Here is a 12,428-nt window from a genome sequence, read left to right on the forward strand (position 1 = left end):
ATCTGCTCCTCAACCCTTGCGCATGGCGCGCGCTATCTGCGCGGCTTGGTCCAGAACCGTCATTTCCAGTCCCGTCCGGTATCCCAGCCGCTCTAAATGCGCAACGACGGCTTCTGTCGCCACGTTTCCCGAGGCACCGGGGGCGTAAGGGCAACCGCCCAGCCCGCCCACAGCTGCGTCGAAAACCCGCACGCCCAACGACAGCGCGGCATCGATATTGTCGATGGCACGACCATTCGTGTCGTGGAAATGCCCCGCCAACCGGGTCACAGGCACCCGCTCACGCACGGCCAGCAGCATATGGGCAACCTTGTCCGGTGTGCCCTGCCCGATCGTATCGCCCAGCGAGACTTCGTAGCAACCGAGCGCGAACAGCCGATCCGCCACCTCGGCCACCTTTTCAGGCGGAGTAGGTCCGTCATAGGGGCAATCAGTGACACAAGACACGTAGCCCCTGACGGGCAAGTCGATGTGTCGAGCCGCTTCGAGGATCGGAGTGAACCGCTCGATGGATTCGGCGATGGTGGCGTTGATATTGGCCTTGGAGAACCCTTCGGACGCTGACGCGAACACCGCGATTTCATCCGCTTTGGCGGCCAGAGCATCCTCATATCCGCGCATATTCGGCGTCAGCGCGGCGTAGCGCACGTTTTCCGCTCGCGTGATACCAGCCAAAACGTCGGCGCTGCCGGCCATCTGCGGCACCCATTTCGGAGACACGAAACTCGCAACCTCGATCCGGTTGAACCCGGCGCGGCTGAGGCAGTCCACAAGCGCGACTTTCTCGGCCACAGGGATTTCACGCTGTTCGTTCTGCAATCCGTCGCGCGGACCAACTTCGAAAATCTCGACCCGTTCATCCATTTCTGTGCTTCTCCTAGTTTCTAAGCCACCGATGGCTCGACTGTGCCACGGGTGATATAGCCGGAACAGATCACTCGTCTTCCAGTCGAACCAGAGCCGCGCCAGCCTCAACCTGCGCGCCGGCCTCGGCAAGCACTTCAGCGACCACCCCATCGCGGGCGGCAAGCAGGGAATGCTCCATCTTCATCGCCTCCAGAATGGCCAGCCGATCACCTTCCTGCACTGCCTGCCCAGCCAAGGCGAAGACGGCCTTGACCAGACCGGGCATGGGGGCTTCGATCACATTGGTATCACCAGCTGCACTGGCGTCTCTGTCGAGCGGGTCAATGACTTCGAACGACAATCCATAGGCTTCGAAAACGGTGATTTCGGCGCCACTTATCGAAACCTGCGGCATGGGTTGTCCGGCAATCGTCCAGCGCGCGTTTTGGCGCTCGGCAAGCACCATTTCGGTACCGATTTGCCAGATTTGACGGTTGGGCCCGTCGACCTGAACGTCAAGATCGATGATATCGACGTCCCTTTTCAACTGAACGGCGCGATGCAAAGGGGCCCATAAGGAAAACCCTGTCTCTTCATTGCATTCCACAAGCCCCAAAGCCGTCATCGCCGCGGCCACACAGGCCGTCAATGACTGCAAAGGTTCTTCAACCAGCCCATCCAGATCCCTTCCGATCAGCCCGGTATCCACATCGCCCGCTGCGAATCCCGCGTGTCGCGTAAGCGCGCCGAGGAACGCCAGGTTTGTGACGGTTCCCGCAACTTCAGTCTGCCGCAATACACGGTTCAGTTTTTCCAGCGCAACAGCGCGCGTCGGTCCGTATACGATGACCTTGGCGATCATCGGATCGTACCAAGGGCTGATCGTGTCCCCGGCGCGAACACCGCTTTCAGCGCGACAACCTTGCGGAAACCGCAGGTGAGTCAGCGTACCAGTCGCAGGCAAGAACCCTTTGGGCACGTCTTCGGCATAGAGCCGGGCTTCGAAGGCGTGACCTTGGATTGAGAGGTCGTCCTGTTGTTTTGGCAGGCTTTCCCCGGACGCTACGCGCAACTGCCATTCGACCAGATCAACGCCGGTGATCGCCTCGGTCACGGGGTGCTCTACTTGCAAACGCGTGTTCATTTCCATGAACCAGAACCGGTCAGGCCGCAGCCCGTCCGAGGCATCGACGATGAATTCAACCGTGCCGGCACCCTTGTAGCCAATGGCCTCGGCGGCACGTACACCGGCTTGCCCCATCGCTTCACGCATCTCGGGCGTCATACCTGGTGCCGGGGCTTCTTCGATTACTTTCTGATGCCGACGCTGCAACGAACAGTCGCGTTCGAACAGATGCACCGCATGGGTGCCGTCGCCAAAGACCTGCACTTCGATATGTCGGGGTTTAGCGACGAACTTCTCAACCAACACGGCGTCGTTGCCAAAGGCTGTCCGCGCCTCGCCGCGGGCGCTGTCCAATGCTGCTGTGAAGTCTTCCGGTCGTTCAACCAGCCGCATGCCCTTGCCGCCGCCGCCTGCGACCGCTTTGATCAGAACAGGGTACCCGATTGCATCCGCCGCACCCGACAGATGCTCGGGGTCCTGATTGTCGCCATGGTATCCGGGCACAACGGGCACGCCCGCCTGTTCCATCAGAACTTTGGCGGCGTCTTTTAGGCCCATCTTGCGGATCGCTTCTGCTGAAGGGCCGATGAAGGTCAGACCGGCGGCCTCAACCGCATCCACGAAATCCGGATTCTCGGACAGAAAGCCATAGCCGGGATGGATCGCCTGCGCGCCGGTGAGGAGCGCGGCTTCGATAATCACGTCGCCCTTCAGATAACTTTCCGCAGGGGCCGCACCGCCGATGTGCACCGCTTCATCGGCCATTTGAACATGTTTGGCCGTTGCATCCGCGCCCGAGTAAACGGCCACGCAGGAGACGCCCATTGACTGAGCGGTTTCCATAACCCGACAGGCGATCTCACCACGGTTGGCAATCAGGATTTTATTGAACATTGGCGGTCACCCTTCCCTTGCCAAATCTTCAACTACGCAGAAACGCTCGCACACAAGCTCCATTTCTGGATCAAACCCGCCATTTCGCTCGAAATAGCGACGGTGTCCTTCACGCCAGCCTTGCAATGTTTGGTTTTCGCCTTCGGCCAACGCAAAATCTTCGGTAACGTCACAAAACTGGCGGATCGTGATTTCGGTCGTTTCGATAACAAGCGCCGGGTTGTCGTCCCAATCCAGCGCAATGTCACGACGGCCCGGCTCCGGCATTTCCGCGCTACCTTCGGGATAGTCCCTGAGCGCACCGCAGGTTGCCGTTTTGGCACCAGAACGCACCAGCGCCAACAACTCGTCACACAAAACCCGACTGTCACCAAACTTGAACGTTTGCGCGTTGGGATAACGGGCCTTCACCCTTTCCAACATTTTGCTCATCTCACATCCTGAACACGCCGAAACGTGTCTCCTCGATCGGGGCGTTCAACGCCGCGCTTAGCGACAGGGCCAGTACGTCGCGGCTTTTGCGCGGGTCGATGATGCCGTCGTCCCAAAGGCGGGCGGATGCATAGAGGGGGTGCGACTGTTCCTCGAACATCTCCAGCGTCGGGCGTTTGAACTCAGCTTCTTCCTCGACGGACCAAGTGCCGCCCTGCCGCTCGATGCCATCGCGTTTGACGGTGGCCAAAACGCCGGCGGCCTGCTCACCGCCCATCACTGAGATGCGCGAGTTTGGCCAGGTCCACAGGAAACGCGGCTGATAGGCCCGTCCCGCCATGCCATAGTTCCCGGCACCGAAGGACCCGCCGACCAGCATCGTGATTTTGGGCACCGAGGTCGTTGCGACCGCCGTCACCATTTTGGCCCCGTGCCGCGCGATGCCCTCGTTTTCGTATTTGCGGCCAACCATAAAGCCGGTGATGTTCTGAAGGAACACCAGCGGCGTTTTGCGCTGCGAACACAGCTCGACAAAATGCGCGCCCTTCTGCGCGGCTTCGGAAAACAGCACGCCATTGTTGGCGATAATCCCCACCGGACAACCTTTGACATGGGCAAACCCGGTCACCAGAGTTTCACCAAAGCGCGGCTTGAATTCATCAAAGCGTGAGCCATCGACAAGCCGTGCGATGACCTCGCGAATGTCATAAGGCGTGCGCAAATCGGCCGGGACGACGCCCAGAATTTCCTCGGGGTCATAAGCGGGATCTTCGGGCGTTTCGAACTGAAGCGCGGGCTTCAGCGCAGCGCCGCCCAGCGAGCCAACCGCACGACGGGCCAATGCCAGCGCGTGGGCGTCATCCTCGGCCAGATAATCCGCCACACCGGACAGGCGGGTATGGACGTCGCCGCCGCCCAGATCCTCGGCGCTGACGACTTCACCGGTCGCGGCCTTGACCAAAGGTGGACCGGCCAGAAAAATCGTGCCCTGTTCCCTGACGATGATCGTCACATCCGACATCGCAGGAACATAGGCCCCTCCAGCCGTGCACGACCCCATCACCACAGCGATCTGAGGGATACCCTTCGCGCTCATCCGCGCCTGATTGTAGAATATGCGGCCAAAGTGATCGCGGTCGGGAAAGACCTCATCCTGATTGGGCAGGTTCGCGCCGCCGCTGTCAACCAGATAGATGCAGGGCAGATGATTTTCCTCGGCAATCTCCTGTGCGCGCAGGTGTTTCTTGACGGTCATGGGATAATACGTGCCGCCCTTCACGGTGGCATCGTTGCACAGCACCATGACTTCGCGCCCCTGTACGCGGCCAATGCCCGCGATCACCCCGGCACAAGGCGCGGCATCGCCATACATCCCATGAGCCGCTGTCGCCCCGATTTCGAGGAACGGAGATCCCGGATCCAGCAGGTTCGCCACCCGCCGACGAGGCAGCATCTTGCCCCGTGATTCATGCCGCGCGCGGGATTTTTCGCCCCCGCCCATGCGGGCCGCTTCGGCAGCGGCAGAGATTTGCGCCAGCGCATCGAGATGAGCCGTGCGGTTTGCCTTGAAGCCCTCTGAGGCGGGCATGGCTTTGGATGTGAGTTTCATTTTACTCTCCCAGCGCTATTCTTAGCTGCGAAAAATCGTGTTGGCCCTGTTTGGTAATTCGCCAGGCATCGAATCTTGGGTTTGGGAATTCCTCGTTTCTGACTCTGGACCGCCCATTCATCCAAATACTTCGATGCCCCGCGTTCTTGCCTGAAGATGTAGTCACGCAATTCTCTATGAAGTCGGTCGATGTCATGAGCCACGTTTCATCGAGGCGTTCAGAATAGAACAGAAAGTAGTATCCTTGGCGCTCAACCGGATGCGACTGCCCCACACCAAAAAGTGCGGAGGATCCAAATTTCACTTGTTTTGACCGCGCTTTGATTTGCAAGTCGAGTTTTTGCCCTTCCTTGCCTCTGATGATCGCGTCAATCCCATCGTCATCCACAAGCGGGACGAAAACGTCGAAACCATCCTTTAGCAACAGGCCGATTACCCAGTACTCAATTCGCTTTCCAAATGACGCGGAGTTTCGAAAACTCATGACGGTCTCTCCTCTGCCGCCCGCGCCTTCAATTCCTTGCGGATCACCTTCCCCGTAACCGTCATCGGCAGTTCCTCCAGAAACGCCACCTCGCGCGGATAGGAATACTGCGCCAGGCGGTCCTTGACCCAATCCTGCAACTCCTGACCAGAAGCCTGCGCTCCCGGCTTCAGAACCACGTAAGCCTTGACGATCTCGGTCCGCAGCGGGTCAGGCTTGCCAACCACGCCCACCGTCGCCACCGCCGGGTGGGTCAGCAGGCAATCCTCGATCTCTGCCGGGCCAATGCGATAACCGGCCGAGGTGATCACGTCATCATCACGACCCACAAACCGCAGATAGTCCCCCTCCCATACGCCTCGGTCCCCGGTGATCAGCCAGTCACCGCGAAATTTCCCGGCTGTCGCCTCGGGCCGGTTCCAGTATTCCAGCAACATCGAAGCCGAGCCGCGCCGGATGGCCACATCGCCCTCGTCTGTCGTTGGCGCGCCGTCTTCATCGATCACAGCAACCTCGTGGCCCGGAACGGGTTTGCCGATACAGCCGGGGCGCACCGGAAAATCCTCGGTACAGGATGAGACGACCATATTGCATTCGGTCTGGCCGTAGAATTCGTTGATGGTCAGGCCAAACGCCTGCCGTCCCCAGGCCAGCATCTCGGCCCCAAGCGGCTCACCACCCGATGCGACCGAGCGCAACCCCGGTATCGTCTGATCCGCCGCCTTGAGCATGCGCAGCGCTGTCGGAGGAAAAAAAACGTTGCGCACCCCGCCGCGTCGGATCACGTCGGCACAGGTATCGGGCGAAAACTTCTCGAGCCGGGCGGCGACGACCGGAATGCCCAGCGCCAGCCCGGGCATCAGCACGTCGAACAGCCCGCCGATCCAGGCCCAGTCCGCCGGCGTCCAAAGGCAATCGCCCTCACGTAGGTGATTGTGGCTGATGGACACGCCCGGCAAGTGACCGGTCAGAACCCGGTGCCCGTGCAGCGCCCCCTTGGGGCTGCCCGTTGTGCCCGAGGTGTAGATCAGCACGGCCGGATCCTCTGGCCCTGTATCGGCGTATGGGATTGTGTCTGTGGCCTCTGCGATTTGATCAACCAACAGAGGGTCCGCCAGATCGCCCAGCAAAGCAGCGCCCTCGCCATCCGTCAAAACAATTTGCGCACCGGAATCCCCAACACGCGAGGCCAGGGCGTCGTGCTTGAACAACTTGAATAACGGGACCGAGATTGCCCCGATCTTCCAGATCGCCAAATGGGCCGCGGCACACCACGGCGACTGGCTGAGCAACACACCCACGCGATCGCCGCGCCGCGCCCTTGCCAAAAGCGCCCGCGCGATTCCGTCAGTCATCCGGCCCAACTGACCATAAGTGATACGCCGGTTTTCCTCCGACGTGAGGTCGATCAGAGCCACTTGTTCGGCAGGTTGGTTCAGGCACTGGCGCGCCATGTTCAGCTGTACCGGCACATCCCAGCCACCCGTGCCGAGCAAACCGGGTATGCGTTCAGTGCGCATCATGCCCCCAACCCCTTGTTTTTAAGCCAATTTGAACAGGATTGGGTGGCTCGGATTTCAACGTTTTTTGATGCAGATCAGAGTTGGCTGGAGCGATGACGGTCAAAAGGTCCATATCAACAGAAGCAAAGGCATGAATATGACCAAAAAACTCGCCGCTTTGACACTTTCCACCGCTCTTGTCGCAGTCGCCGCGCCGGCGCTGGCCCAGTCGCAGGGTGACTGGACGCTCGGCATCGGTGTCGGTTACCTGGACCCGAAATCCGACAACGGCACTTTGGCAGGCGCCAACGCGACCATCGACTCGGACACCCGGCCGATCTTCACCGCCGAGTATTTCATCCGCGACAACCTGGGGATCGAGCTGCTGGCCGCGACCCCTTTCAAGCATGACATCACACTTGGTGGCAGCATCGACGCGGGCAGTGTCAAGCATTTGCCGCCGACCTTGTCGCTGAACTATCACTTCCCGACCAACAGTGCGTGGAAACCCTATGTCGGCGCCGGCCTGAACTACACGATCTTCTTTGACGAACAGTCCCCTCTGGGCGATCTGAAGGTTGATGATTCCTTTGGCGTCTCGCTGCAAGCCGGTCTGGACTATATGGTCACCGAAAAAGGTGCCGTGCGTCTGAACGTGCGCTGGTTCGACATCGACTCGGATGTCACGCTGAACGGCGCGAACATCGGCAAGGCCGAGATCGATCCGTGGCTGGTCGGCGTATCCTACGTTCATCGCTTCTGATCCCTTGATCGAAACGCCTCGCAGCACCATCGTCTGCGGGGCGTTCTTTTCTCAGCGCATTTCGTTCATCATTTCCCGACCGATCAGCATCCGGCGGATCTCGCTGGTGCCTGCACCTATTTCCATGAGCTTGGCATCCCGGAAGATACGGCTGACCGGCGCGTCGGACAGGAAACCTGCTCCGCCCAGCGCCTGAACGGCCTGATGAGCCTGAACCATCGCCTGCTCGGACGCATAAAGACAGCACGCCGCTGCGTCCTGACGGGTGACATCCCCCCGATCACAGGCCTTGGCGACCTCGTAGACATAAGCCCGCGCCGAGTTCATCGCCGTGTACATGTCCGCGATCTTGCCCTGCATCAGCTGAAAGCTTCCGATAGGTTTGCCGAACTGTTTGCGCTCGGCCAGATATGGCATCACCTCATCCAGACAGGCTGCCATGATCCCGGTGCCGATCCCCGCCAGCACGACGCGCTCATAGTCCAGACCAGACATCAGAACGGCAACGCCCTTGCCTTCTTCGCCCAGCACGTTTTCGAACGGGACTTCGACGTCTTCAAATATCAGTTCGGCCGTGTTGGAACCGCGCATCCCCAACTTGTCGAAATGGGGTGAAGTCGAGAAGCCCTTCATCTCTTTCTCGATCAGGAAGGCGGTGATCCCTTTCGAGCCAGCATCTGGGTCGGTCTTGGCATAAACCACCAGCGTATCCGCATCCGGCCCATTGGTGATCCAGTATTTGTTGCCGTTCAGCCTGTAGTGGTCGTTGCGCTTTTCAGCGCGAAGCTTCATCGACACGACATCAGAACCGGCCGATGGTTCCGACATGGCCAACGCTCCCACATGCTCACCCGAGATCAGGCGCGGCAGGTATTTCTGCTTCTGCTCGTCATTTCCGTTCAGCTTGATCTGGTTCACGCAGAGATTCGAATGCGCCCCGTAAGACAATGAAACCGAGGCCGAAGCCCGCGCCACCTCTTCCACGGCGACCGAATGTGCCAGATAGGACATACCCGCGCCGCCGAACTTTTCCGGCACGGTGATGCCCAAAAGGCCAAGGTCGCCCATTTCCTTCCACAGCTCGTTGGGAAAAGCGTTCGAAGAGTCGATTTCGGCCGCCATCGGCTTGACCCGTTCCTGCGCCCAGCGATGAACCATCTCGCGCAGGGCGTTCACGTCCTCACCCAGATCAAATTGCATCGTCGCCATGAACATTTGCGCTCTCCCTCGCATTTTAATGAACAAGTGTTCAATAACTGAATAGCAGCGAATCCTCAAACGGTCAATCTTTGTGGAGGACGGGGCAAATACAAAAAAATACCGCTCCTCCCGGAACGGTATTTCAGACAATAGAGCGTGCGCCGCAGGCGCACTCCGCTGGATTATGATTGGTAGACGGTGCCCACTTCCGCCCGAATGATGCGCGCGATCACCTGACAGTCTTCCAGCGAAAACGTCAGCGGCACCCGCATATCCATGATCCCTGCCAGCACCCGGTCGCTCGATGGCATCCGCTCGCTGTCTGCATACCGCCAGCTGTCATAGCGTGAGGTGAACCCGGTCGGCTCGGCCCCGCCGAACCATTTCAGTTCAACCCCGCGGGCCGCGCAGCGGCGGATCACGTCTGCGATACGTTCCGGGGGCCAGTCCAGCAGCAAAAACTGGATGGACGAGCCGACGTAGGTTTCGGTCTCGGGGCGCTCGACTATCGTCAGACCCGGCGTGCCGCGCAAGCCTTTTTCGATTTCGACATAGCGTTCGTTCCAGCGGCGAACCTGCCGGTCGAGATCTCGAAGTTGCGGGCGCAGGATGGCTGCGCGCAGGTTGTCCATGCGACCTGAAACGTTGGGAGTGGTATATTTGATCCGCTCGAAAACCTCGGGTCCAGGCGCCGCAAGGTGACGCTCATACAGCATGTAGGACCCCGACAGCATGGTTGCTTTCGCGGCCAGTTCCTCGTCGTCGGTGACCAGAAGCCCCCCCTCGCCCGAGTTGACATGTTTGTAGGTCTGGCAGGAATAGCACCCGATCGCCCCCTGCCGACCCGACAATTGCCCGCGCCACGCAGCCCCCATCGTGTGCGCACAATCCTCGATCACGACGACGCCCGCCGCATTGCAGATCTGCATCAGCCGATCCATATCGCACAAATGCCCGCGCATGTGGCTGAGCATCAGGACCCGCGCCGAATGCAGTTTAGCCGCAAGATCGTCCAGATCGATGGTCAGGTCCTCGGCGACCCCAACGAATATCGGCTTGGCCCCGATCGAGGCGATCGCCCCCGGAACAGGTGCAAGCGTAAACGCGTTGGTCAGAACCGGATCGCCGGGTTGCACCCCAACCGCCCGCAAAGCTGTCGCCAATGCATAGCCCCCGGAAGCAACTGCCAGACAGTATTTCGCGCCCATCTGCGCGGCAAATTCCTGTTCCAGCAATGCCGTTTCGCCCAATTCGCCCGGCGCCACATTGTAGCGATGCAACCGTCCATGGCGCATTACTGCCAAAGCGGCTTCGATTGCCTCGTCGGGGATGGGTTCCTGCTGGGTAAAGCTACCCGTGAATGTCTCGGTCATGGCGTAGTTTTGGAGCCGCGTCGAAGCAGGGTCAAGGGATCATGCGGCGGCACCGATAAGACCGGGCACCAATTCTGCGAGATCGTCGAAATGATGCAGCAACGCCTCGGGTTCCAACGCGGCCATATCCTCGCCTGACGGGCCAAATGTGACCAACACCGATGGCACGCCGGCCGCGCGCGCCGTGTTTCGGTCGGTGTCGGAATCGCCGATCAATACGCAATGCTCGGGGTGCCCTCCGGCACGCCGTGCGGCTTCACGCAGGGGCTCAGGGTCGGGTTTACGGACAGGCAATGTGTCCGCCCCCACCAGCGAGGAGAACTGGTCACGCACGCCCATGCGGGTCAGCAGCAGATCGGCAAGGGCTTCGGGCTTGTTCGTGCAGATGCCTACACCGTACCCAGCGGCTTTCAGGGCCTCAACCGCCTCAAGTGCGCCGGGATAGAATTGCGTGTGCGTATCGATGGCCTGCGCGTAGGCATCCAGTAATACCGGATAGTAGTCGGCGACGGTGTCCTCGGCAAAGGCCCCTACCCTTTCCAGCCCGTGCGCCAGCATCATGCGCCCACCGCGCAAAGCGACCGCCGCGTCCTGTGGACGGTTCAGAACATCACCATGACCCATGTGCCGGAAACAATGATTGGCAGCGGCCAATAAATCGCCCGAAGTGTCCGCCAAAGTTCCGTCAAGATCAAAGATCACCGTGCGCATTCTGCCTCCGTTCCGGCGAGTTTCCGCCAAGTACTGTTGCAAACGGCAATCTTCTTTGATGGCTGAACCGCTTGCGCCTTTGCCCCCAGCGGATAAAACGGTCGGCAACAAAACAAAAGAGAAAACGAGTTCATGAGTATTGCCCTTGTCATCCTTGCAGCCGGAAAAGGCACCAGGATGAATTCGGAAATCCCAAAGGTCCTGCACCCGATTGCCCAGGCACCGATGCTGATCCATGCCATGCGCGCCGGTGCCGTTCTGTCGCCCGAGCGCACGGTGATTGTCACGGGCCACGGGGCCGAAATGGTGGCCAAAGCCGTTCGGGACGAGGATGAAACCGCACAGATTGTCGTGCAAGAGGAGCAACTGGGCACCGCACATGCCGTTGCACAAACACGCGCCGCTCTGGAGGGGTTCAGCGGCGACGTGATCGTTCTTTTCGGTGACACGCCATTCATCGATCCCGAAACCTTGCAGCGCATGGTCGAAGCCCGAAAGTCATTCGATCTGGTCATGCTGGGATTTGACATCGCCGAGGTCCAACCTCGCTATGGCCGTTTGATCATGGATGGCGACCGTCTGGTCGAGATTGTGGAATACAAGGACGCCACCGAGGAACAGCGCGCCATTCGGTTTACCAACAGTGGGCTCTTGGCCTGTGACGCGACTCTGCTGTTCGATCTGATTGATCAGGTCAGCAATGAAAACGCGTCGGGCGAGTATTATCTGACCGCACTACCCGCTTTGGCCAATGCCCGCGGGCTTTCCGCCACAGCCATCAAGTGCGACGAGGCAGAGACCTTGGGCGTTGACTCACGCGCTGATCTTGCCGCTGCCGACGCTGTTTTCCAGAACCGTGCGCGCGCTGAGCTGCTTGATCTGGGCGTAACCCTGATGGCCCCTGAAACGGTTTACCTGGCGGCAGATACAGTGATTGGCCGCGACACCGTGATCGAACCCAACGTTGTATTCGGTCCCGGAGTCACCGTCGAAAGTGGCGCCACGATCCGGGCATTTTCCCATCTCGAAGGGTGCCATGTCAGCCGCGGTGCCATCGTCGGCCCCTATGCGCGGCTGCGCCCCGGCACCGAGCTGGCCGAAAACGCGCGCATTGGTAACTTTGTCGAAATCAAAAACGCCGAGATCGCCGAAGGCGCCAAGGTCAATCATCTGAGCTATATCGGGGACGCCACCGTTGGCGCAGCGACAAATATCGGCGCTGGTACCATCACCTGCAATTACGATGGGGTGATGAAGCACAAAACGACCATCGGCGAAGGTGTCTTTGTAGGATCCAACACGATGCTGGTTGCCCCTGTAACGCTGGGTAATGGCGCAATGACTGCAACCGGCACGGTTGTCACACGGGATGTCGAACCCGATGCCCTTGCCGTGGCCCGCGCCCGGCAGGACAACAAACCCGGTTATGCTCGGAAATTGTTTGAAGTGTTAAAGGCGAAAAAGGCTCGCCGAGACAAAGGAGCCTGA

Annotated in this window: 11 protein-coding genes; 2 read left to right on the top strand and 9 right to left on the bottom strand. The window is 59.8% G+C overall.

What is annotated here, in order from left to right; translation table 11 throughout:
- Positions 1-9 precede the first annotated feature (9 nt).
- The 6 genes from AC2TDJ_RS15635 to AC2TDJ_RS15660 all read right to left on the bottom strand — a co-directional run bounded on the left by AC2TDJ_RS15635 (position 10) and on the right by AC2TDJ_RS15660 (position 6,914).
- Entirely contained in the window at positions 10-864 is an 855-nt protein-coding gene (locus AC2TDJ_RS15635; RefSeq protein WP_480843505.1) for a hydroxymethylglutaryl-CoA lyase, read from the bottom strand.
- Positions 865-934: 70 nt separating this feature from the next.
- Complete coding sequence (locus AC2TDJ_RS15640) at positions 935-2,866, bottom strand: acetyl/propionyl/methylcrotonyl-CoA carboxylase subunit alpha (protein WP_480843506.1); 1,932 nt, start codon at positions 2,864-2,866, stop codon at positions 935-937.
- 6 nt (positions 2,867-2,872) lie between these two features.
- Positions 2,873-3,298: an ASCH domain-containing protein gene (locus tag AC2TDJ_RS15645; RefSeq protein WP_480843507.1), complete on the bottom strand. Its 426-nt coding sequence runs from the start codon at positions 3,296-3,298 to the stop codon at positions 2,873-2,875.
- A gap of 1 nt (position 3,299) precedes the next feature.
- Positions 3,300-4,907, bottom strand: a complete 1,608-nt coding sequence (locus AC2TDJ_RS15650; RefSeq protein WP_480843509.1) for a carboxyl transferase domain-containing protein — start codon at positions 4,905-4,907, stop codon at positions 3,300-3,302.
- 1 nt (position 4,908) lies between these two features.
- Positions 4,909-5,391: a DUF4365 domain-containing protein gene (locus AC2TDJ_RS15655; protein ID WP_480843511.1), complete on the bottom strand. Its 483-nt coding sequence runs from the start codon at positions 5,389-5,391 to the stop codon at positions 4,909-4,911.
- Positions 5,388-6,914, bottom strand: a complete 1,527-nt coding sequence (locus AC2TDJ_RS15660) for an AMP-binding protein (protein WP_480843512.1) — start codon at positions 6,912-6,914, stop codon at positions 5,388-5,390. Before AC2TDJ_RS15660 ends, AC2TDJ_RS15655 begins: the two co-directional genes overlap by 4 nt.
- A gap of 136 nt (positions 6,915-7,050) precedes the next feature.
- Between AC2TDJ_RS15660 and AC2TDJ_RS15665 the strand changes: the two genes are divergently transcribed.
- On the top strand, positions 7,051-7,656 hold the full coding sequence (locus AC2TDJ_RS15665; protein WP_480843672.1) for an OmpW/AlkL family protein: 606 nt from the start codon (positions 7,051-7,053) through the stop codon (positions 7,654-7,656).
- Between the two features lie 51 nt (positions 7,657-7,707).
- Here AC2TDJ_RS15665 and AC2TDJ_RS15670 read toward each other — a convergent pair whose 3' ends face one another.
- The 3 genes from AC2TDJ_RS15670 to AC2TDJ_RS15680 form a co-directional block, all read right to left on the bottom strand.
- The gene (locus tag AC2TDJ_RS15670; RefSeq protein ID WP_480843514.1) at positions 7,708-8,871 is read right to left on the bottom strand and encodes an isovaleryl-CoA dehydrogenase; all 1,164 of its coding nucleotides are present in this window, start codon (positions 8,869-8,871) and stop codon (positions 7,708-7,710) included.
- A 167-nt stretch (positions 8,872-9,038) separates the two neighbouring features.
- Positions 9,039-10,229, bottom strand: a complete 1,191-nt coding sequence (locus AC2TDJ_RS15675; RefSeq protein WP_480843516.1) for a DegT/DnrJ/EryC1/StrS family aminotransferase — start codon at positions 10,227-10,229, stop codon at positions 9,039-9,041.
- Positions 10,230-10,268: 39 nt separating this feature from the next.
- Positions 10,269-10,940 (bottom strand): HAD-IA family hydrolase, encoded by a 672-nt coding sequence (locus AC2TDJ_RS15680; RefSeq protein WP_480843517.1) that lies wholly within the window; start codon positions 10,938-10,940, stop codon positions 10,269-10,271.
- A 132-nt stretch (positions 10,941-11,072) separates the two neighbouring features.
- Between AC2TDJ_RS15680 and glmU the strand changes: the two genes are divergently transcribed.
- Positions 11,073-12,428, top strand: coding sequence for a bifunctional UDP-N-acetylglucosamine diphosphorylase/glucosamine-1-phosphate N-acetyltransferase GlmU (glmU, locus tag AC2TDJ_RS15685; RefSeq protein ID WP_480843519.1), 1,356 nt, complete (start codon positions 11,073-11,075; stop codon positions 12,426-12,428).

This window comes from Ruegeria sp. HKCCD6647-2 (genome assembly GCF_057221075.1).